This is a genomic window from Agarivorans sp. D1326 (assembly GCF_056958115.1).
On the sequence record NZ_JBTWEN010000002.1, the window covers coordinates 217,842 to 239,642 of the forward strand.

13 protein-coding genes and 8 tRNA genes are annotated in these 21,801 nt (G+C 43.5%); 4 read left to right on the plus strand and 17 right to left on the minus strand.

All coding sequences use genetic code 11. The features are described 5' to 3' along the window. The first annotated feature begins 311 nt into the window (after window positions 1-311). Entirely contained in the window at window positions 312-2,315 is a 2,004-nt protein-coding gene (locus ACYFDN_RS04840; RefSeq protein WP_483510162.1) for a methyl-accepting chemotaxis protein, read from the plus strand. A 151-nt stretch (window positions 2,316-2,466) separates the two neighbouring features. On the opposite strand, the gene ACYFDN_RS04845 is transcribed toward ACYFDN_RS04840, so the two are convergent. The 14 genes from ACYFDN_RS04845 to ACYFDN_RS04910 all read right to left on the minus strand — a co-directional run bounded on the left by ACYFDN_RS04845 (window position 2,467) and on the right by ACYFDN_RS04910 (window position 14,878). Next, a tRNA-Leu gene (locus ACYFDN_RS04845) sits at window positions 2,467-2,553 on the minus strand. Between the two features lie 17 nt (window positions 2,554-2,570). Then, window positions 2,571-2,644: transfer RNA gene (locus ACYFDN_RS04850), tRNA-Cys, on the minus strand. 18 nt (window positions 2,645-2,662) lie between these two features. Next, window positions 2,663-2,738: transfer RNA gene (locus tag ACYFDN_RS04855), tRNA-Gly, on the minus strand. 100 nt (window positions 2,739-2,838) lie between these two features. Next, a tRNA-Leu gene (locus ACYFDN_RS04860) sits at window positions 2,839-2,925 on the minus strand. 305 nt (window positions 2,926-3,230) lie between these two features. Next, window positions 3,231-3,317: transfer RNA gene (locus ACYFDN_RS04865), tRNA-Leu, on the minus strand. A gap of 17 nt (window positions 3,318-3,334) precedes the next feature. Beyond that, window positions 3,335-3,408, minus strand: a tRNA-Cys gene (locus ACYFDN_RS04870). An 18-nt stretch (window positions 3,409-3,426) separates the two neighbouring features. Then, window positions 3,427-3,502: transfer RNA gene (locus ACYFDN_RS04875), tRNA-Gly, on the minus strand. 232 nt (window positions 3,503-3,734) lie between these two features. Further along, the gene (gene pgsA / locus ACYFDN_RS04880) at window positions 3,735-4,286 is read right to left on the minus strand and encodes a CDP-diacylglycerol--glycerol-3-phosphate 3-phosphatidyltransferase (RefSeq protein WP_483510476.1); all 552 of its coding nucleotides are present in this window, start codon (window positions 4,284-4,286) and stop codon (window positions 3,735-3,737) included. Window positions 4,287-4,329: 43 nt separating this feature from the next. Then, entirely contained in the window at window positions 4,330-6,162 is a 1,833-nt protein-coding gene (uvrC, locus tag ACYFDN_RS04885) for an excinuclease ABC subunit UvrC (protein WP_483510163.1), read from the minus strand. A 2-nt stretch (window positions 6,163-6,164) separates the two neighbouring features. Beyond that, complete coding sequence (gene uvrY, locus ACYFDN_RS04890; protein ID WP_016401014.1) at window positions 6,165-6,809, minus strand: UvrY/SirA/GacA family response regulator transcription factor; 645 nt, start codon at window positions 6,807-6,809, stop codon at window positions 6,165-6,167. 245 nt (window positions 6,810-7,054) lie between these two features. After that, window positions 7,055-7,145: transfer RNA gene (locus tag ACYFDN_RS04895), tRNA-Ser, on the minus strand. Window positions 7,146-7,300: 155 nt separating this feature from the next. Continuing rightward, window positions 7,301-8,791, minus strand: a complete 1,491-nt coding sequence (locus ACYFDN_RS04900; RefSeq protein WP_152782604.1) for a glutamate synthase subunit beta — start codon at window positions 8,789-8,791, stop codon at window positions 7,301-7,303. A 9-nt stretch (window positions 8,792-8,800) separates the two neighbouring features. Beyond that, on the minus strand, window positions 8,801-13,447 hold the full coding sequence (gltB, locus tag ACYFDN_RS04905) for a glutamate synthase large subunit (RefSeq protein WP_152782602.1): 4,647 nt from the start codon (window positions 13,445-13,447) through the stop codon (window positions 8,801-8,803). A gap of 510 nt (window positions 13,448-13,957) precedes the next feature. Beyond that, window positions 13,958-14,878, minus strand: coding sequence for a manganese-dependent inorganic pyrophosphatase (locus tag ACYFDN_RS04910; RefSeq protein ID WP_338621416.1), 921 nt, complete (start codon window positions 14,876-14,878; stop codon window positions 13,958-13,960). A gap of 303 nt (window positions 14,879-15,181) precedes the next feature. On the opposite strand from ACYFDN_RS04910, the gene ACYFDN_RS04915 reads away from it, so the two are divergent. The 3 genes from ACYFDN_RS04915 to ACYFDN_RS04925 are packed head-to-tail and all read left to right on the plus strand — an operon-like array spanning window position 15,182 to window position 18,335. Further along, complete coding sequence (locus ACYFDN_RS04915; protein ID WP_016401019.1) at window positions 15,182-15,847, plus strand: Bax inhibitor-1/YccA family protein; 666 nt, start codon at window positions 15,182-15,184, stop codon at window positions 15,845-15,847. 52 nt (window positions 15,848-15,899) lie between these two features. Further along, window positions 15,900-17,969, plus strand: coding sequence for an FUSC family membrane protein (locus ACYFDN_RS04920; protein ID WP_483510164.1), 2,070 nt, complete (start codon window positions 15,900-15,902; stop codon window positions 17,967-17,969). A gap of 36 nt (window positions 17,970-18,005) precedes the next feature. Then, window positions 18,006-18,335 carry a TusE/DsrC/DsvC family sulfur relay protein gene (locus tag ACYFDN_RS04925; RefSeq protein ID WP_152782594.1) on the plus strand — a complete coding sequence of 110 codons (330 nt, stop codon included), beginning with the start codon at window positions 18,006-18,008 and terminating at the stop codon, window positions 18,333-18,335. A gap of 57 nt (window positions 18,336-18,392) precedes the next feature. Here ACYFDN_RS04925 and serS read toward each other — a convergent pair whose 3' ends face one another. The 3 genes from serS to lolA all read right to left on the minus strand — a co-directional run bounded on the left by serS (window position 18,393) and on the right by lolA (window position 21,799). Next, window positions 18,393-19,682 carry a serine--tRNA ligase gene (serS, locus tag ACYFDN_RS04930; protein ID WP_483510165.1) on the minus strand — a complete coding sequence of 430 codons (1,290 nt, stop codon included), beginning with the start codon at window positions 19,680-19,682 and terminating at the stop codon, window positions 18,393-18,395. A gap of 195 nt (window positions 19,683-19,877) precedes the next feature. Beyond that, window positions 19,878-21,194 carry a replication-associated recombination protein A gene (locus tag ACYFDN_RS04935; RefSeq protein ID WP_483510166.1) on the minus strand — a complete coding sequence of 439 codons (1,317 nt, stop codon included), beginning with the start codon at window positions 21,192-21,194 and terminating at the stop codon, window positions 19,878-19,880. Beyond that, window positions 21,194-21,799: an outer membrane lipoprotein periplasmic chaperone LolA gene (gene lolA, locus ACYFDN_RS04940; protein WP_483510167.1), complete on the minus strand. Its 606-nt coding sequence runs from the start codon at window positions 21,797-21,799 to the stop codon at window positions 21,194-21,196. The genes ACYFDN_RS04935 and lolA overlap by 1 nt, the downstream gene beginning before the upstream one ends. Between the last annotated feature and the right edge of the window lie 2 nt (window positions 21,800-21,801).

Below are 21,801 nucleotides of genomic sequence, written 5' to 3' on the forward strand. Positions count from 1 at the left end.
ACCATAACGGTGCAAACATGTGATTTTTGCACCAAAACTTAATAAAACAAGGGCGTGTTATGACATGTGAGAAGAAAACAATATTGTGGCTACAATATAAAGATAAGCAACGAGCAATCTACCGCGATGCTTCAAAGGCTTATATTCATCAACAACTTAAGTTAACAAGTGAAACTAGCGAGCCTTAAGTAAATCACTTATTGCTTTTAGCTATACCTATTTGATTTTTTATATTTATACTCGAATAACTAATTACATTAGCGTGATGAATTAAGCGTTCTTGATTGGCACTCAGCAAAAAGGAGTTATGCATGAGTAGTATTTTTTCCCCTGCCGTTTATTTAAGTGACAGAGTAGGTTTTAAATACAAGTTCATAATGTGGACTTGCTTGTTTTTAATGCCAATCGTTTATGGTTTTGGGTCAATAATCCTCACCATGAATAAAGAAATAACATTTACCGGGAATGAGTTAGCAGGATATGAGATTGTTAACCAACTGCCCGGTATCTCCAACTCGGTAGTGAGGCACCAGCATCTAAACACGCTAAGAACGATGGGCGCAGATTACGACAAAGATGAACTCAGCTCTATTCAGCAAGATTTAAATAGCACTCTGCAACAACTAAGCTCGCAACTTTCTGGCGATAATAAAACGTCGATGGAGCAAGCTCAACAGAGCTGGCAGGCCCTAGCAGAAAGTAAAAGTTCTTTAGGTAAGCTGCTCATAGAACATGAAGCCTTTCTTAGACAAATTAGAGCCATCACCTATAGCGTAGCCGCGAATAGTGGATTAACTAGAGATCCTGAAGTCAGCAGTTATTACCTAATAGACATAGCTACCGCCCGTTTACCTATATTACAAAGCAACATAGCTAGGCTAAGAGATAAAGGAGGCGACATTGCTGACTTTGGCATTCTCGACGCTGAGGGTAATGCTGATCTTCAGTTTAGAACCGATAATGCCATCGAAGTGCTTAATGATATGGATAAAGCCTTGGCACAACTGGTATCTTACGATAAACAGTTTGAAACTAAACTGGGTAAACAAGCCCAGCAAACTACCGAAAGCATAAAGCAAATAGTTAATTTGATTCGCGATGAAATTCTTAAAGACCAACAAGTTAAAACCAATACCGATACTGTTTTTCAGCTTGCGAATAACAGCTTAAGTCAAATCGAAGATTTTACCGCTGCCTCGCTTAGCTACTTTGGCGAAGGGTTAGGTAAGCGTAAAGCCAGTGCAGAACAAAAACGAGCCGTGATGCTGTTTGCCCTACTCGGGGTGCTACTAGTATGTTGCTATTTCATGATTGGTGCTTATCTATCCATTAGACGCACCGTAAAACAAATTCGCTATGTAGCAGGTAGGGTTAATCAAGGCGATCTAAGCCAAGATTTAACGGTATATGGTTCTGACGAACTTGCTGACATTGCCCATGACTATAAAACCACCTTAGAAGCCTTACGATCGTTGTTAGAACAAGTTAAAAGCGGCTCCGAAGAAATGTTAATTGCTACCCAACAAATTGATGGAAAATCGCAAGAGGTGAGAGATGCAATTAATCAGCAACAACTAGAAACGCAGCAAGTAGCTACTGCAGTTGCTGAGATGAATGCCACTGTTAACAACATGGCTGAAGATGCGAATAAAGCTGCAGACTCTACCCTAGCCTCCCAACAAGCAGTTGTTAATGGTCAAACGATTGTCAGCGAAACCATTTCAACGATTGGTTTAATAAATGAAGAAGTACTTACCACCTCTACCTCACTCAATCAGCTACAAGAGCAAACAAGCGCAATAGGTGGAGTTATCGATGTCATTAGAAACATCGCTGAACAAACCAATCTTTTAGCATTAAACGCAGCTATTGAAGCGGCTCGGGCCGGAGAACAAGGTCGTGGCTTTGCGGTTGTTGCTGATGAAGTGAGAACCCTTGCCAATAGAACCCAAACCTCAACCGATGAAATTCAGAAAATGATTGAAGGTTTACAATCTGGATCGTCGAGTTCAGTTAATGCCATGGCAAATGCTAGCAGCCGCGCACTTAGCGGTGTTGAACAAGCCGAAGAAGCCGGTGGCTCTTTTACCAATATTACTCAACGTGTAGACGAAGTTGTTGATTTGAACACAAACATCGCCAGCGCGATTGAAGAGCAAAGTAAAGTAATGGACGAAGTGGAACTCAATATTGTACAAATATCTGATGGTGCCAATGCTGCACTGCTTCTTGCAGATGAAGCGAGCCAAGCCAGTGGCAGCATTGGACAAGAAGTAGATAAGCTGCAGCAGATAGTTAATAAGTATCAACTTTAAGCCAAGCTAAGTAACTCTATGAATAGAGCAAGGCAATGCGGCATGTGAATTCACATGCCGCCAATTTTTCTAGCAGTATGGCTGATCAATTAAGTGCATTAGTTTTGTTCAAACAAAAAAGCCAGTAGCGTTAGCTACTGGCTTTTTTAATTGGTGCCCGGGGCCGGACTTGAACCGGCACGTCCTTTCAGACGAGGGATTTTAAATCCCTTGTGTCTACCAATTTCACCACCCGGGCAAAACTCTTCTTTGTAATGGAGGCGGGTCCCGGAGTCGAACCGAGGTCCACGGATTTGCAATCCGCTGCATAGCCACTCTGCCAACCCGCCAAACAGCGTTACAAATTTTGGAGCGGCACATCGGGTTCGAACCGATGACCTCAACCTTGGCAAGGTTGCGCTCTACCAACTGAGCTAGTGCCGCTTTATTCTTTATCACTATTTAGTGCAAGTGAGCTAACAACTAGGTTGCGCTACTCTTTATACTCACACTGAGCTAGTGCCGCTTTATTCTTTAAACAAATTGGTGCCCGGGGCCGGACTTGAACCGGCACGTCCTTTCAGACGAGGGATTTTAAATCCCTTGTGTCTACCAATTTCACCACCCGGGCGACACGTTTTGCTGTTAACTAGGAGCTAGCCCCTGAAAACGAGTTGTACTTTAACGTATTACAGAAATGAGTCAACGGATTTTTTAAGGGAGTTGATTCAAGTGCTTAAAAAGCGATCTAGGCGCTGCCTTTTCACACCATTCCTGTAATCACACAGCAAAAATAAGCAGCCTTTGCACACGACCAAAGTAAAACAGATATCGATAAACAAATGATTTGATGCGCTGATTAATTGCAACGATGACAGTAGCTGACAAGATGAGGAAAAACTTGGGAAGCTTGGAATATAGAATGGATAGAAGAGTTGGTGCCCGGGGCCGGACTTGAACCGGCACGTCCTTTCAGACGAGGGATTTTAAATCCCTTGTGTCTACCAATTTCACCACCCGGGCGACACAAATTTATAGTATGGAGGCGGGTCCCGGAGTCGAACCGAGGTCCACGGATTTGCAATCCGCTGCATAGCCACTCTGCCAACCCGCCATACTATGTGTGTTAAATTGGAGCGGCACATCGGGTTCGAACCGATGACCTCAACCTTGGCAAGGTTGCGCTCTACCAACTGAGCTAGTGCCGCTTCATCTGCTTTACTTGCTAGTATGAATTAATAGACAACTTAGGTTGCGCTACTTTTTATATCCACTCTGAGCTAGTGCTGCTTTTTGCTTATTACCTAAGTAACTCGCCTTTAACACTTCAGCGTTGCCGCCGAATGTGCTGTGCATTTTAGCGACCTAAATCTTTACGTCAACTGTCTTTTAATAAGTTTCTTACTGTTCGTTGGATTTTTAGGCTAAAGCTACGATTTATTAATCATTTTGCTTTAATTCTGGCCATGCCAGCATTAAATAACTCACCATTGACCAAAGCGTAAGAACAGTTGCCACATAAAATAGTACGTAACTGCCTTGTGTAACTAAAGGGTCTATTTGTGCGGTTAAGCCGGTAATAGCTGCCATTTGAGCAGCTGTTTTATATTTTCCTATCCAAGATACCGCAACGCTTGAACGCTTACCAAGTTCTGCCATCCACTCTCGTAGCGCGGAAATAATAATTTCGCGGGATATCATGATAACCGCGGGAACAGTAATCCAAAAAGTCTGATAATGCTCTACCAATACCACTAAGGCTGCAACTACCATAGCCTTATCGGCCACTGGATCGAGAAATGCACCAAAAGGTGTGGTTTGCCCTAGGCGTCGCGCTAAGTATCCATCTAAATAATCTGTAGCAGCCGCTAAGCCAAAGATAAATGCAGCGGCCAACATGCCCCACTCTACGGGAAGGTAAAAAGCTATTAAGAAAAACGGAATTAATACAATTCTAAACGCGGTTAGTATATTTGGAATATTTATCATTATTTTTCATTTATAAAACTACTGCCGCTATGTTGCCTAATCTTGCCTAGTGATGCAACGAATCATAAATTTTTTGCGCTAAAGTAGGGCTAATTCCGGGAACTTTTTTAATTTCGTCAACACTAGCGCTTTTGAGCTGTTGCATTCCACCTAAATGCGTTAGTAATGCTTGACGCCGTTTTGCTCCTACTCCATCAATATCTTCCAACACACTAGTCTTGCGCGCTTTGTCTCGGCGATTACGATGACCGGTTATCGCAAAGCGATGGCTTTCGTCTCGAATATGTTGAATAAGATGCAATGCAGCGGAATCACTAGGTAAGTGAATTTCTGTCATCGCTTTACCAATCAGCAGTGTCTCTAAGCCTGGTTTGCGGGTTGTGCCTTTAGCGACTCCCACCAACAAAGGCATGGGATCTAGATTTAGTGGCTCAATGCTAGCAAAAGCTGCAGATAGCTGCCCTTTACCACCATCAATAAACAATACATCGGGGATCTTTTCAGCTAACTGGGCCTTTTGGTAACGACGAGTTAATGCCTGCGCCATTGCGGCATAGTCATCGCCACCGGTAATGCCGTCGATGTTAAAGCGACGATACTCAGATTTGTTTGGCCCTTGCCTATCAAACACCACGCATGAAGCCACCGTGCGCTCGCCTTGGGTATGGCTGATATCAAAACATTCCATGCGTTTAATTGGCTGTTCTTGTTTGAGCAGCGCTTCAAGTTCAGTGACGCGATGATGAATGGTGGCTTCTTGGTTTAGTTTGGTTAACAGGGCATTTTCTGCATTGGTATTTGCTAACGCAACAAACCGAAGCTTCTCTCCACGTTTAGGTTGAGAAAGCTTCACTTTGCAATCAAGTTCACTTTCGATTGCTGCTTCTATCTCTGGCCAATCGCCTTCGATATCAGGCAACAGCACTTCATTGGGTTGGTTGCCCTTACGTTGTTCAGACAGGTAATACTGCATCACAAAGCTGCGCAGTACTTCAGGTAAATCAGCCTGTTTAGGCACTTTAGGGTAATACGAACGACTACCGAGTACTTGGCCATCACGGATCAGCAGCAAATGGATAACGGCAATGCCATTTCTAAAAGCAAAACCCAATACGTCACTATGCTCGGTATTGCCACTCACAAACTGTTGCTCTTGAACCTTACGTAAAGCTTGAATTTGGTCTCTAAAACCCGCGGCGGCTTCAAAATCTAAGCTATCGCTAGCCTTGGTCATTTTTTCGGCTAGTTGATTAATTACCTGTTGGCTTTTGCCTTTTAGGAACATGCTGGCAAGGTCTACTTGTTGCTGGTAGTCCTCATCACTAATCAAATTCACACATGGGCCGGAACAACGCTTAAGTTGATATTGCAAACAAGGACGTTGCCGATTGGCATATTCACTATCGCTACACTGGCGAATAGGAAACAATTTCTGCATCAGATGCAGGCTTTCTCTTACCGCATTGCCATTAGGGTAAGGGCCAAAGTAATCACCTTTATTGCGTTTAGCGCCGCGGTGCATCGATATCCGCGGATGCTTGTGTTTACTAAGTAAAATGTAGGGATAAGACTTATCGTCACGCAGCAACACATTGTATTTAGGCAGGTGTTTTTTGATCAGGTTGTGTTCAAGAATCAGCGCTTCGGTTTCGGTGTGGGTAACCGTGACCTCAACCTTGGCGATGTTTGAAACCAGCGCGCGGGTTTTATTGCTATCTACGTTTTTACGAAAATAGCTGCTTAAACGCTTTTTTAGCGATTTAGCTTTACCTACATAGATTACTTCATTAGCGGCGTTATACATCATGTATATGCCGCTAGCTTCGGTGACTTGGCTTAGAAATGCCTTACTATCAAATGGAGCGCTATCTTCGAGCAAAATTACAGCTTGTCTGTGTCTATCATGCCGTGGCGAATGGCTAAATGAGTTAACTCTACATCACCGCTAATGTTCAACTTGCTAAACAAGCGGTAACGGTAAGAATTGACCGTTTTGGGGCTTAGGCTGAGCTGGTCAGAAATATCGGTAACCTTTTCGCCTTTGGTAATCATTAGCATTATCTGCAACTCTCGTTCAGATAAGCTTTGAAATGGATTGTCTTCTGCCGGATTAAACTGACTCAAAGCCATTTGCTGAGCGATCTCGGGTGACAGATAACGCTGCCCTACGTTAACCGCACGAATAGCTTGTAGCATTTCATCTGGGCCGGCACTTTTGGTTAAGTAACCACATGCGCCTGCTTGCATTACCTTGGTAGGAAATGGGTTTTCAGTATGAATAGTTAACACGATAATCTTAGCATCTGGATCGTAACGCAAAATCTTGCGGGTAGCCTCTAAGCCACCAATTCCAGGCATATTCATATCCATTAAGATTACGTTGGCTTGGTTGCTTCTGCACCATTGAACGGCTTTCTCTCCGCTCTCGGCTTCACCAACCACTTTAAATCCTCGAACGTCTTCTAAAATGCGACGGATCCCTGTACGCACTAGCTCATGATCGTCAACCAGAAATACGTTTATCAAGCGTTTTCTCCGCTGTAACTAAAACATCAATCTACTAATTGGGCGGGTTGCCAGACCTTGCATCGTCTGCGCAGCAAACTTTATATCCCATCAGGATAATAATTTAAAGGCTTAAGCGATATAAGTTTAGAGTAGAACTGAGATTATTGGCAGTTTGCGCAATAAACTGGCAATTTATCCACATTGGATGCGAGGTAGTGCAGAAACGAAAAACGCCAGCGTAATGCTGGCGTTTTTCTGAATAATGGCGGAGGAGGAGAGATTTGAACTCTCGAAGGGCTATTAACCCTTGCCGGTTTTCAAGACCGGTGCATTCGACCACTCTGCCACCCCTCCGCAGCAACGGGGCGCATATTACCTAGCATTTTTCAGCTTGTAAACCGTCATCTTTGAATTTTTTGGAAATGTCTAACAATTGACTAAATGCTAGGCAAATTTTGGCTATAAAAAAGCCCAGCATAAGCCGGGCTTTTTAGCAGTTTGTCGCTAACTTACTTAGGTAAGTAGCTCTTACCCATTAAGAAGGTATCAACGGCTTGTGCTGCACCACGACCTTCGTTGATTGCCCAAACAATCAAACTTTGACCACGACGCGCATCACCAGCTGCAAACACACCTTTCACATTTGTAGCGTATTCACCGTAGGTTGCTTTAGCATTTGAACGAGCGTCTTTTTCAACACCTAGTTCGTCAATAATACCTGCTTCTGGACCCATGAAGCCCATAGCTAGCAATACTAAGTCAGCTTTGATGACTTCTTCACTGCCTTTTACTGGCTCAGGAATCATTTGGCCGTTAGCGTTTTTCGTCCAGTTGATCTTGGTAGTGTGAACTTCTGTCACGTTACCTTGCTCATCACCCACCATTTTCTGGGTCATAACTAGGTAACGACGCGGATCTTCACCTTGAATGGCAATCGCTTCATCTTGACCGTAGTCACGCTTTAAGGTGCGCTTAAATTCTGGCCAAGGGTTGTCTTGAGCACGTTCTTGCGGAGGCTGAGGCATAATCTCAAGCTGCATTACGTTCTTACAACCGTGACGTAGTGAAGTACCCACACAGTCAGTACCTGTATCACCACCACCAATAACTACAACGTGCTTATCTTTAGCGCTAATGTAGCGGCCGTCTTCTAGGTTGCTATCTAGCAAGCTCTTAGTATTTTTACCTAAGAACTCCATCGCAAAATGAACGCCGTTTAACTGGCGACCTTCTACAGGCAGGTCACGTGGAACCGTTGCGCCAGTGGCTAGCAATAATGCATCGAAGTCTTCGTTCAAACGGTTAATAGAAATGTCTTTACCCACTTCTACTGAGGTTTTAAATACGATGCCTTCTTCACGCATGATTTCGATACGACGCTCAACGATCTCTTTTTGCAGCTTCATGTTCGGAATACCGTACATTAATAAGCCACCAACTCGGTCAGCACGTTCAAACACTGTTACTTTATGACCAGCAGAATTTAACTGAGCAGCTGCTGCTAAACCTGCAGGACCAGAGCCTACAATGGCGACTGTTTTGCCGCTGCGTTTAGCTGGAATGTTAGGTTTAACCCAACCTTCCTTAAATGCACGCTCGATAATGTTAACTTCTTGGCTCTTAATGGTTACTGGTGGAGCATTAATACCTAGTACACAAGAGTCTTCACATGGAGCTGGACATACGCGCCCAGTAAACTCCGGGAAGTTATTGGTTTTGTGTAAACGGTCTATCGCATCCTTCCAGCGACCACGGTATACCAAGTCATTCCACTCTGGAATCAAGTTGTTAATTGGACACCCAGCTACGCGTGGTGCGTAGTCTGAGTCACCAGAATGACAAAAAGGAATACCACAATCCATACAGCGAGAAGCTTGGTCTTTAACCGCTTCTTCGCTCATAGGCGTTTTAACTTCTAGCCAATCTATCAAACGCTCTGCTGGGTCGCGGTCTGTCGATAGCTTCCTGTCTATTTCCATAAATCCCGTTGGATTTGCCATGTCTCTCTCCTAAACCGCTTCAGCTTTTTGTTTGGCTTGTTCAGCCTTGGCTTTTTTCGCTTGCGCTACGCTATCAAGGTGCATATCGAATGCAGCTACCGCTACATCGTAATCCGTTTCATGCTCACCCGTAGCTTTAGCTTCTTTCATGTAGTTCTGCATACGCTCGTAGTCGGTAGGCATTACACGAACAAACATGCTAAGTGCGTTATCCCAATCAGCTAGCAATTCTTTTGCTACATCAGAGCCAGTTTGCTCTAGGTGATTTTCGATTAATGCTTTTAGCTCGGCTGCTTCAGCTGCGTCTTCAACGCCGCCTAGCTTAACCATTTCCATGTTACAACGTGAGGCAAATTGCTTGTTACGGTCTAATACGTACGCTACACCACCAGACATACCAGCTGCGAAGTTACGACCCGTTTCACCAAGAATTACCGCTTTACCACCAGTCATATATTCACAACCGTGGTCACCTACGCCTTCAACAATGGCTGTTACACCAGAGTTACGAACACAGAAACGCTCGCCAGCTATACCGCGAATATAAGCTTCACCAGAAGTACCACCAAAGAAGGCTACGTTACCTACAATGATGTTTTTGCGTGCTTCGAACGGTGCGCTTGCATCTGGGTAAACCACTAATTTGGCGCCAGATAAGCCTTTACCGAAGTAATCGTTGGCATCGCCTTCAAGTTCAAACTTAATACCTTTAGCGGCAAAAGTACCAAAGCTTTGACCTGCACTACCGTTGAATTTCACTTTAATCGTGTCTTCTGGTAGGCCTTCAGCGCCATAACGCTTAGATATTTCGTTCGACAACATAGTACCAACACTACGGTTAGTGTTGATGATCTCAGATTTTAGAGATACTTCTTCGCCGCTCTCAAGCGCCTTAGCGGCATCTTTGATTAACTGGCGATCCACGATGTCGTGAATTAAGTGTTTTTGCTCTTGGCTGCAGTAAAGTGTTTCGTTACCACTGTCATCAGCTTTGTAAAGGATTGGAGATAAATCCACGCCTTTGTATTTCCAGTGATCAACGTCGGTACGTGGTGTTAGACACTGGCTTTGACCTACCATCTCATTAATTGAGCGGAAGCCTAGTTCAGCCATAATTTCACGTAAACCTTCAACCATCATCTTGAAGAAGTTAACAACGTGGTCAACTTGACCTGCGTAACGCTCACGCAAACGACGGTCCTGAGTAGCAATACCCACTGGACAAGTGTTCAAGTGACACTTACGCATCATGGTACAACCTTCAACTACTAGGGCAGCAGTTGCTACGCCCCATTCTTCAGCACCTAGCAAAGTTGCTACGGCTAAATCACGTGGTGTTTTAAGTTGACCATCGGCCTGTACAGTAATACGGCTACGTAGTTTATTTTGAATTAGCGTTTGATGCGTTTCTGCTAGACCTAGCTCCCACGGCAGACCCGCGTGTTTAATTGAGCTAAGTGGAGAAGCACCAGTACCACCGTCATAACCTGCAATAAGTACTACGTCGGCGTAACCTTTACATACACCAGAAGCAATTGTACCTACACCCGCTTCTGATACTAACTTAACGTTAATACGTGCATCGCGGTTAGCATTTTTCAAATCGTAGATTAGCTGGGCTAAATCTTCGATTGAGTAGATGTCGTGGTGTGGAGGTGGTGAAATTAGACCAACACCTGGCGTTGAGCCACGAGTTTTACCGATCCAAGCATCAACTTTATCACCTGGTAACTGACCACCCTCGCCTGGTTTAGCACCCTGCGCCATCTTGATCTGTAGTTCTTCAGCATTTGCCAAGTAATGGCTAGTTACACCAAAGCGACCAGAAGCAACCTGTTTGATCTTAGAGATCATTGAGTCGCCATTTTCCATAGGCTTAAAGCGAATTGGGTCTTCACCGCCCTCACCAGAGTTACTCTTACCACCAATGCGGTTCATAGCAATTGCTAGTGTGGTATGTGCTTCCCAAGAAATAGAACCAAAGCTCATTGCACCAGTAGCAAAACGCTTAAGAATTGTTTCTGCTGATTCAACTTCGCTTAGTGGTACACTTTCACGGTCTGATTTAAACTTCAGTAAACCACGTAGCGTGAACGCTTCTTTAGCTTGGTTATCTACGTTTGCAGCATATTCTTTAAACACTTTGTAGTCGTTAGTCGACGAAGCATTTTGTAGCAAACGAATCGTTGTTGGGTTAAATAGGTGACGTTCACCGTCTTTACGCCAAGCGTATTCACCACCTGTTTTCAGGATTAGATCACTGAATGGGTTGTCGTCTGCTGGGAAACCTTCACGGTGACGGTTTAGTGCTTCTGTAGCGATGCCGTCTAAGCTTAAACCTTCGATACGGGTCACTGTACCGGTGAAGTATTTTTTCACTACTTCAGAGTTAATACCTAGCGCTTCAAAGATTTGAGCACCTTGGTAAGACTGAAGTGTAGAAATACCCATCTTCGAGAAGATTTTTAGCAAGCCGCTATTCACTGCTTTAGTGTAGCGCTCAACAACTTCATCGTTACTTAGGCTGCTTTCGATAATTGCTTGGTCGCGCATATCAAGAAGCGTTTCAATTGCTAGGTATGGGTTAACAGCTGCTGCGCCATAACCTAATACAGTTGCTAAATGGTGGGTTTCGCGAATATCGCCAGACTCAACAATTAGGTCTGCGTGAGCACGAATGCCTTCACGAATTAAGTAGTGGTGAACTGCTGCTGTAGCAAGTACTGACGGTACTGCTGCGTGGTCACTATCTACTTTGCGGTCACTCAAGATTAGAATTGAGAAACCATCATCTACCGCATCTTTAGCGTGACGACAAATACGCTCAAGCGCTTTTTCTAACTCATTTTCTGCACCAGAGGCGTGGAAAGTAGTATGAATAGTCGCAGCTTGGAAGTGGTTGTGATCAATGCTACGTAGCTTAGCTAACTGGTCGTTAGTTAATACTGGTTGCTTAATCTCAACTTTACGACAATGCAGCGGCGTTTCTTCAAGTAAGTTTAAGTCCGCCCCTACGTATGTGCGTAGTGACATTACCATTTCTTCACGAATTGGGTCGATTGGCGGGTTAGTTACCTGGGCAAACAACTGTTTAAAGTAATGCGATAAGTGCGGGTTTTTATCAGATAAAATCGCTAGCGGCGTATCTGTTCCCATTGCACCAAGTGGTTCTTTAGAAGTACCAACCATCGGCTTTAATACCGCGTTAATATCTTCTTGGCTGTAGCCAAATGCTTTTTGACGTTTCTCTAGGCTGTGCTGCGTAGCAAAACGGTCGTAACCTTCTGGTAATGGAAGATCATCTAAAACAATCTTGTTTTCTTCTACCCATTTGCCATAAGGCTGGCTAGAACACACTGTGTGTTTAACTTCATCATCAGCAACAATGCGGCCTTGTTCTAGGTCGGCAATGAAGATTTTACCTGGTTGCAAGCGTCCTTTTTGAACCACTTTAGATTGATCTACAACCAACGCACCAGTTTCAGAGCCCATTACCACTAAACCATCATCGGTTACTAAGTAACGAGAAGGACGTAAGCCGTTACGGTCAAGTGTTGCGCCAATTACTTTACCGTCGGTAAATGAAATTGAAGCTGGGCCATCCCATGGTTCCATGATGCAAGAGTAGTACTCGTAGAAGGCACGCTTCACCGGGTCCATGTCATCTTGAGTTTGCCATGCTTCTGGCACAACCATCATCATTACTTGTTCAAGCGGACGACCACTTAATACAAGTAGCTCTACACACATGTCTAGGTTTGCAGAGTCTGAGCGAGAGATATCACAAACTGGATTGATCATATCCAGTTCTTCTTTGCTGAAGTTTACACTCGCAAGCAAAGACTCACGTGCGCGCATCCAGTTTACGTTACCTTTAACAGTGTTAATTTCACCATTATGTGCAATGTAACGGAACGGCTGTGCTAAGCGCCATGCTGGGAATGTGTTAGTAGAAAAACGCGAGTGGAACATGGCAATTGCCGAAACCACACGAGAGTCTTGTAGGTCTAAGTAATACTTGCGTACTTGAGCCGTAGTTAACTGCCCCTTGTACACAATAGTACGAGAAGACATCGAAGCCATGTAGAAGTCTTCGTCTACACCGGCAACTGTCGCATCAGCGATGTGCAAGGTGTATTTACGTAAAACAAATAGCTTACGTTCGAAAACTTGCTGGTCTAAGTCAGCAGGACGCGCAATGAACACTTGTTCAATTTGCGGCTCATTATCTAGAGATGCTTGACCTAGGCTAGAGTTGTCTTTTGGAACTACGCGGTAACCTAATAAGGTTAGGCCTAGTTTTTCAATGTTACGGTTTAGTATCTCGCGACATTCGCGACGAATAGCTTCACCAGCAGGGAAGTAAACCATACCCACGCCGTACTCACCTGGTTTAGGTAAGCTGAAGCCCAATTTTGTTACTTCTTCGTTAAAAAACTCATGAGGAAGCTGAATGAGAATACCGGCGCCGTCTCCACTATCTACGTCACAACCAGTACCACCACGATGCTCCATGCAAGTAAGCATGGTTAATGCGTTTTCGATCACATCATGACTTTTACGCCCTTTTAAGTGGGCAACGAATCCGATACCACAGCTATCGTGTTCGAATTCTGGCCTATAAAGGCTCTTATTGTGTTGAGTTATGTTTGTCATCCAGTAATTCCTATTTACTGCTATATTAATGTTATTCAGACCGACAGGACCTTAGACATCAATAGTATTTTCATTTAAAGAGGAGCCCCACCATCTATCGATGATGTGTGAACAACTACCTTTCACAGATAATTATTCTAAAAACCTCCAAAACAACAGCATTCAATAACGCAGGAGCTAGTCCATTCGTCACGAAAGTAAACGAAATGCTACCACAGATATAATTTGAATTTCAGACTTGACTTGAAATTAAACACGATTTTTTTTTACAAAAATGCGTAAGAGACTAAAAAAGCGAGTTTTTTCTCACAAATAGTGCAGAAAAATTCACTATCACTTGATAATTTTGCCTTAAAGGCATCTTAACGTAATAAAATAACGTAATTTGTAAACCATTTTAAAGCATCATGTTGCTGAAAACGCTACCGAGAGTTACAAAAGAAAGCGATCTAACATTTACCTACAAAAAAGCCAGCGATAGACGCTGGCTTTTAGCTAAGGGTTTGCCCTTTAAGCTACATCAAACTCACGTTGTAGCGGCGGCATAACTTGTTTCTTACGGCTAACTACACCTGGAAGGTCGATAACAGAACCTTCAATGGTTCCACCTAAGGTAGAAGCAACCAGTGCAGCTTCATCACTACAAATTAAGCCAGTAGAGTTTAGGGTAGTGATATCGGTTAACAGTACAAGAGCTGTGTGGTAGTTGTTTGCTTGTTTAAGCGCAACTAAGGCGGTTTCTAGTTCATCTAAACGAGCTAGTACCGGTTTTACTGAAGTAAGTTCTAATTGAGCAATGGCAAATTGTTTACCATTAATCTCATAAACTTTTTGATCTCTTAGTACTAACTCATCCGCAGGCACCGACGCCACATCAGATTTTGCTGCAAATTGCTCGTCTGCAAATGCATCAATATCTTCAACACCAGCGAGTAAAGCTAAGGCTTCTGCAGCTTCACGATCAACTGGTGTAAATGTTGGAGAGTTAAATTTAACTGTATCGCTTAAGATAGCGCCTAACATTAGGGTAGCGGCTTCTTTACTAGGCGTAATATTAGCGGCTTGATACATGCTATAAACAATAGTACAGCTACAACCTACAGGGCGGATCCAACACTCTAAAGGTTCTGCAGTAGTGATATCACCAAGTTTATGGTGGTCAACGATACCGCGGATGTTAGCTTTTTTTGCGTCTTTTGGCGCTTGCCCCCAATCAGAGTAATCAATTAGCCAAACATCTTCGCCAGCGATCTCTGTGCGCACTTCTGGCGCAGCAAAACCAATTTTGTCTAAGAGAAATTTGGCTTCAGGATTAGGTTCACCTTGAGCAATCGCAGTTGCTGATGTGCCTTGCTTGGTTAATAACTCTGCTAACGATATTGCACCGGCAATACTGTCACAGTCTGGATTAGTATGTCCTAAAACTAACATCTGTTATCCGTCTCTCTTAATCGTTGAATGGTTTAGGCAAACTGCCCTGTTAATGCGCTGATCATAGGGCTATGTGATAGCGAGTGCAATACTAAGGAAGGTTTAAGCTTGTTGATTATTTCTCTTAATCAAAGCAATTTTGTTAAGTAGTTGAGCGTCTTAGGAAATTATTCGATGATAATTTGGTGAGGCTAAGCCCACTTTTAGATGGCGGATTTGATTTTATTTGTAAAAAAACTCGTTATACTACAATTTCGTTTTACATAACTTAACGAACTAACTCAGTCATAACGGAGTGAAAAAATGAATCAGCCGAGCACGATAAACTATAGCGCTGCATCGAAACTGGAAACAAATAAGGTATTGCGTAACACCTACGCCTTACTTTCGATGACCTTGTTTACCAGTGCCATTGCAGCATTCTTTGCAGTAGTCGCCGGAATTGGTAGCCTGGCATCTATTGGTATGATGGTTGCCGCCATGGTAATCGTATTCTTCGTTCTACCTAAAAGTATCAACTCTTCTATGGGTTTGGTTTGGACTTTTGTATTCACTTCATTAATGGGCGCCTCTTTAGGTCCGTTGCTTAGTGCTTACCTCCAATTCCCACAAGGTCCTGCTATTGTAATGCAAGCCCTTGGCATGACAGGCTTAATTTTCTTTGGTTTGTCTGGTTACGTGCTAACCACTAAGAAAGACTTCTCTTTTATGAGCGGTTTCTTAATGGCAGGCCTAATCGTTGTTGTAGTTAGCATGTTGCTTAACTTGTTTTTGCAAATCCCAATGCTTAGCCTAGCCATTAGTGGTGCAGCAGTACTGTTGTTTTCTGGCTTCATTCTTTATGATACCAGCAACATTCTAAACGGTAATGAAACCAACTACATACGTGCAACAATTTCAATGTACTTAAATGTATTTAACATTTTTGTTCATTTGCTAAGCATTTTAGGTTTCTTAAACGACGACTAAGCTATACAGCTAAAGGACTATTACGCCCTGTTCTTACAGGGCGTTTTTATTTATGGTACTTAATTTTAAACTAGATGCTTCCAAACTTAATTGGACCATAGCCTGTAAAGCCGCTGGTTTGGCCATGTTTATTCTCAGCCTAGGTTTGGTATTTAATTTAGACTTCGCTTTAACTGCAACACTTGGCGTGGTTGCAGCAGGACTTGCAGACAGCCCAGACTTTTATCAACATCGCCTGCAAAGCACCTTGTTGATGATGGCGAGTTTTTCCCTAGCCAGCATCTCAGTTACTTTACTGTTTCCCCTTCCCTGGCTATTTGCCATTGGCTTATTTTGTTCTAGCTATCTATTCATGCGCATGCCAGTGCTTGGGCAAAAGTACGGTGCAATTTCCCTATGTTCATTGATCATCGCTATATATACGATGCTTGGTTACAACACCTACGAAAACCCCTGGCTGCAACCATTTTGGCTAGTGATAGGTGCTTTGAGTTACGCCCTACTCTCATTGCTTATTAATGCCCTATATCCAACCCGCTGGTTAGACAGACAGCTAGACCAAATATTTAAACAGATTAGTCTTTATCAATTAACTAAGACCCGTTTATTTCAACGCGAAGCAAACATCACCGATATACAAGTAAAGCTAACGGCTCAGAGCGCTGACATTGCAGAGCAATTGGGCGTTATTCGCCATGGATTATATGTTTACCAGCAGCGTAACAAACAGCATGTGGGTTCCAGCCAAATGGACCGATTTTTTAAAGCACAGCTACTGCATGAGCGCTTAAGCTCCTCACATTTAGACTACCAACGCTTACAACGAGTATTGCCAAGAACCTTACTAGCCGACACTAGAACAGTGTTAGTTAAGATCGCACGGGTTATTGGCGCAAAGCACCTCGATGCAAGCGCAGAGAAAGAATTAATATCCGCTGTCGATGATTTAGAAACAGCACGGGCAAATCTAAAAGACGTTCCACCCCGCTTTGCCTATATGCTGAAAAATTTGCATAAGGTGATCAGCTTATGCTTTAACGAACAGCATTTCCCCGAACCAGAACAAAGCTTCTCACCATTTACTCGAATATCGGTAAAACAATACCTGTCTCAGGCTGCTGATATCAGCCTAAGTATCAATCGCCATGCCTTGCGAATGGCCACGCTAATGCTACTTGCCTATGGATTAATCCAATTGTCTGGCGATGAACATGCCTACTGGCTAATGCTTAGTTGTTTACTAGTGGTAAAACCTAATTATCACGATACTAAAAAACGCGTAGATAAAAGAGTATACGGCACCATAGTTGGAGTTGGCTTCGCAGCGGCCTTGAGCTACTTACGCCTACCCGACATAGCACTAACATCATTAATCCCTGGTTTAGTGCTGTTATTCTTTTTGTTCTTTCACCTTAATTACGCCATTTCGGTTGCCATGATTACGGTGTTTGTAGCCATCTCTCTCGATCTTCAAGGCTACCCAGCTAACGAAGCATTGATAGTGCGTACCTTAGTAACAGTAATTGGTGCCTTAATGGCAATGGCAGCACTTCGTTACCTGTGGCCCGATTGGCAACACAAACAAAGCAGAAAAATAATTAGTCAATTGTTTGCTAACACTGCTAATTATCAAACCGCTATTTTTAACCAATATTTTAATGGCGATGTTGAAGAAACCACTAATTTTCGATTAAGTCGTTACCACGCTTATCAAAGCGAAGCAGAGCTAGTTCGACATTGGCAATACATGCTAGCAGAACCTAGCCACAAGCAGCGTTTATCTCCAGACTTATATCAGCTAGTTGGTTTAAGCCATCACTTGTTATCGCACTTGTCTGCATTATCAACACACCGCACTGAACTACAATCCAATCAAGCGGCCGAGCGCTTGGCCTGTTTGGGCGAATTGATTCAAAGCGAATTACAATTGATGCATGATTACTTGTTACTAAAGGGGCCACATCGACCCATAGTGCAAGCAAACAACGATGCATTTACCCGAGCAATTAACCAACTTCTTCCCCAGTTAGTCGGCAACGAACTGTTGATTGCTTATCAACTGCAATTAATCGGCAAAGACTTAAAGAAAATTCGCCAACTACTGGTAAATGGTAAGTGGTAAACTAGCCACAAGATAAAGAAAGGCACAAAGTACACAATGATTGAATTTAACGGCCAGCAATTTGAAACCGATAAAAATGGTTATTTAGTCGACTTAAACAGTTGGTCGGAAGACCTAGCAGCGCATATAGCCCAGCTAGAAGAAATAGAAATGAGCGAAGCCCACTGGGAAGTGGTGAGGTTTGTTCGCAACTTCTACTTAGAGTTTAATACTTCCCCGGCCATGCGAGCCTTAGTTAAAGCGATGGCCAAAAAGTTTGGTCCAGAAAAAGGTAATAGCCGTTACTTGTATAAACTATTTCCGCAAGGCCCAGCAAAACAAGCCACTAAAGTTGCCGGGTTGCCTAAACCAGTAAAGTGTATTTAGCACTTGATTTACATATAAAAAAAGCGCCTAAAGGCGCTTTTTTCTTTTAAGGATTACTTAAACCGTAATGGTTTCTAAACCGCCCATATAAGACTGCAATACTTCTGGAACCTTGATGCTGCCATCGGCGTTTTGGTAGTTCTCTAATATTGCCACCAAAGTACGGCCTACTGCCAAACCAGAACCATTTAGTGAGTGCAGTAACTCAGGCTTTTTAGCGCCAGCAGCACGAAAACGTGCTTGCATGCGACGAGCCTGGAAATCTTCGCAGTTAGAGACTGAAGAGATTTCACGGTAAGCGTTCTGAGCCGGTACCCACACTTCCAAATCGTAGGTTTTTGTTGCACCAAAGCCCATGTCACCTGTACACAGCGTTACAACGCGGTAAGGAAGTTTAAGCTTTTGAAGGATATTTTCAGCATGTTGGCGCATCTCTTCTAATGCTTCGTAAGATTTCTCTGGGTGAACCAGTTGCACCATTTCCACTTTGTCGAACTGGTGTTGGCGGATCAAACCACGGGTATCACGGCCGTAAGAGCCTGCTTCACTGCGAAAACACGGCGTATGGGCAGTCATTCGAATCGGCAATTCAGCCTCTTCCACAATGCTGTCACGTAACATGTTTGTTAGCGGTACTTCAGCAGTTGGTATTAAGCTCATACCAATGCCTTCTTCGGTCGCTGGCTGAGTATGGAACAAATCCTTGCCAAATTTAGGCATTTGACCAGTACCATATAAAGAGTCTGAGTTAACCAAGTAAGGCACGTACATTTCTTGATAACCATGCTCCTCGGTATGCGTATCTAACATAAACTGAGCGATTGCACGGTGTAACTTGGCAATCTTGCCTTTCATTACAATGAAGCGTGAACCACTAATTTTAACTGCATTAGCAAAATCTAGCCCTTGTAAGTCACTACCTACATCTACGTGGTCTTTAACCTCAAAATCAAAGCTTGGCAGCTCGCCCCAAGTATGTAATTCAACGTTTTCTTCTTCGTCTTTACCAATAGGTGCACTCGGATGAGGAAGATTAGGTAAAGTTAAAGCGTAATCTTTAATTTCTTCTAGCAGGTCATTAAGTTCGGCTTTAGCAGCGTCTAGCTTTTCGCCAAGCTGCCCTACTTCTGCCAAAAGTGGCGCTATATCTTCACCACGACCTTTAGCTTGTCCGATAGATTTGGAACGGGTATTACGCTCATTTTGTAGTTCTTGGGTACGAACTTGCAGCTCTTTACGACGACTCTCTAGCTCTGTCAATCGTGCTACATCTAGTTCAAATCCACGAGTCTTTAAGCGCTCTGCGGTGGTTTCTATTTCGCCGCGCAACAAATTAGCGTCTAACATTCAATAACCTACTTCCAATTCTTGTCGTTAATTAAAGGCAAAGCTCCTATTTAACCTACTGTAGTGAAGGTAGAATAAGCTTTGCTAATTATTTGGTTTCCAAAACTCGCTTATTATAAAGCAACTACTTACAGACACAATCGGGCTGTAGGCTGGATTGAGTAATAAACTGAAAATAGTGTTGTTTATTGTTGGCTATTGCGCTTGTTGGTCTAAATTACGCAGGTATTCAAGCTTTTCAGCAATCTGCTTTTCTAAACCACGAGGCTCTGGATGGTAGAACTGATAGCCAAATAAAGGGTCTGGAAGATATTGTTGACCAGCGGAATATGCATTAGGTTCGTCGTGAGAATAGCGGTACTCTGCGCCATAACCTAGTTCCGCCATTAGCTTGGTTGGCGCATTTCTCAAATGCACAGGCACCTCGGCATCGCCGAACTCTATTGCTGCAAGCCTAGCTGCTTTAAAAGCGGTATACACCGCGTTACTTTTAGGCGCACAGGCCAAATAAACCACAGCTTGAGCTATCGCCCGCTCCCCTTCGGCTGCGCCTACTCGGGTAAAGCAGTCCCAGGCGCTTACAGCAATTTGCATCGCGCGGGGATCGGCATTACCCACGTCTTCAGAGGCAATAGCTAAACAGCGTCGCGCTACCGATAGAGGGTCACCACTAGCTTCCAAAATTCGACAGTACCAAAACAATGCAGCATCGGGCGATGAACCACGGATAGATTTATGTAGGGCTGACATCAAATCGTAGAACTTATCGCCGCCTTTATCTATATGACTATAACGCTCTCCAGCAACTTGCTTGAGAAGAGCAAAACTTAGCTGTTTCTGCTGACCTTCGCCCTCAGCCAATTCACTCATCATTTCTAACAAGTTTAAGGCGCGGCGTGCATCCCCACTAACTAATGTGGAAAGCGCTTCTAATACACCTTCTTCAAAATTTAGTGTGTGTTGCTTTAGCAACTCATCTTCGTTAATTGCCCGATTCAACAGTTGTTGAATAGCCTCGCAGTCTAAAGCGCGTAATACATAAGTTTTGGCCCGTGATAATAAGGCGTTATTAAGTTCGAAAGACGGATTTTCGGTAGTTGCGCCAATAAAGATAACAGTGCCGTTCTCAACATACGGTAAAAACGCATCTTGTTGGCTTTTGTTAAAGCGATGAACCTCATCAACAAACAAAATGGTGCGACGACTAACCTGTTTGTTTTGCAGAGCGCGGTCAATAGCGGCGCGTACTTCTTTTATCCCCCCGGTTACGGCTGAGATCTTTTCTACTTCCGCATCGGCATACAAGGCGGCTAATTCTGCAATGGTGGTTTTTCCTGTACCAGGAGGCCCCCAAAGAATCATCGAGTGCACCTGTCCAGATGAAATTGCTTTATGCAGAGGTTTGTCTGCGGCCAGAATGTGTTGCTGGCCGACATAATGCTCTAGTTTGCTGGGCCGCATTCTCGCAGCAAGAGGCCTAAAGTCGGCCTCAAAATTCAGCTCTAAGCTCATTAGCGTTGATCATCAATCATAGTGTTTTTAGGGATCTCAAACTTAAACAGTTTTTCACTAAAGCTTGGGTTGGCTTTAAACCCTTGAAGATCAAATTGACTACGCTGTCCGGTACTTTCAATAATATCAAAGCGAGAAATACTATTATCAGCATTTAGCTTTACCCAAAAAGCAGCTTGTAGTGGGTCATTTTTAGACTTAACTAAAAACCCTTGTTGCTGTTTTTCTACCTGATAATTTTGCCAGCTTTCGCTGCGGTCATCTGCCAACAAGATGAATGGTGATTGATTGATGGCTTCACTCGCATCCATAATCGTTACTTGCTCAACAAACGGACTGTAATACCAAATGGTTGAGCCATCAGACACAATCATATCTTGCTCGGGCATCACTTGTTGCCAGTTTAATTTAGCAGGACGGGCTAAACTTAGCTTGCCTTCGGCTTCATGGATGCTTACGCCATCAGCATCTATCACGGTTTGTTTAAACTGCGCTTGAAACCCTTTTAAATCGGCAAGATGCGTTCTTAGCTCGTTAGCGGCGTCATTGGCAAATGCTTGAGCAGATAACAAAGCCGCAAAACTTATACTTAATAATTTCTTCATCT

Bases quoted from the DNA above. Each gene is read 5' to 3' on its own strand.
- ACYFDN_RS04900 (WP_152782604.1), bottom strand. From the start codon at position 8,791: ATGGCAAATCCAACGGGATTTATGGAAATAGACAGGAAGCTATCGACA.
- ACYFDN_RS04925 (WP_152782594.1), top strand. From the start codon at position 18,006: ATGATTGAATTTAACGGCCAGCAATTTGAAACCGATAAAAATGGTTAT.
- ACYFDN_RS04915 (WP_016401019.1), top strand. From the start codon at position 15,182: ATGAATCAGCCGAGCACGATAAACTATAGCGCTGCATCGAAACTGGAA.
- ACYFDN_RS04910 (WP_338621416.1), bottom strand. From the start codon at position 14,878: ATGTTAGTTTTAGGACATACTAATCCAGACTGTGACAGTATTGCCGGT.
- gltB (WP_152782602.1), bottom strand. From the start codon at position 13,447: ATGACAAACATAACTCAACACAATAAGAGCCTTTATAGGCCAGAATTC.
- serS (WP_483510165.1), bottom strand. From the start codon at position 19,682: ATGTTAGACGCTAATTTGTTGCGCGGCGAAATAGAAACCACCGCAGAG.
- lolA (WP_483510167.1), bottom strand. From the start codon at position 21,799: ATGAAGAAATTATTAAGTATAAGTTTTGCGGCTTTGTTATCTGCTCAA.
- ACYFDN_RS04935 (WP_483510166.1), bottom strand. From the start codon at position 21,194: ATGAGCTTAGAGCTGAATTTTGAGGCCGACTTTAGGCCTCTTGCTGCG.
- ACYFDN_RS04920 (WP_483510164.1), top strand. From the start codon at position 15,900: ATGGTACTTAATTTTAAACTAGATGCTTCCAAACTTAATTGGACCATA.
- ACYFDN_RS04840 (WP_483510162.1), top strand. From the start codon at position 312: ATGAGTAGTATTTTTTCCCCTGCCGTTTATTTAAGTGACAGAGTAGGT.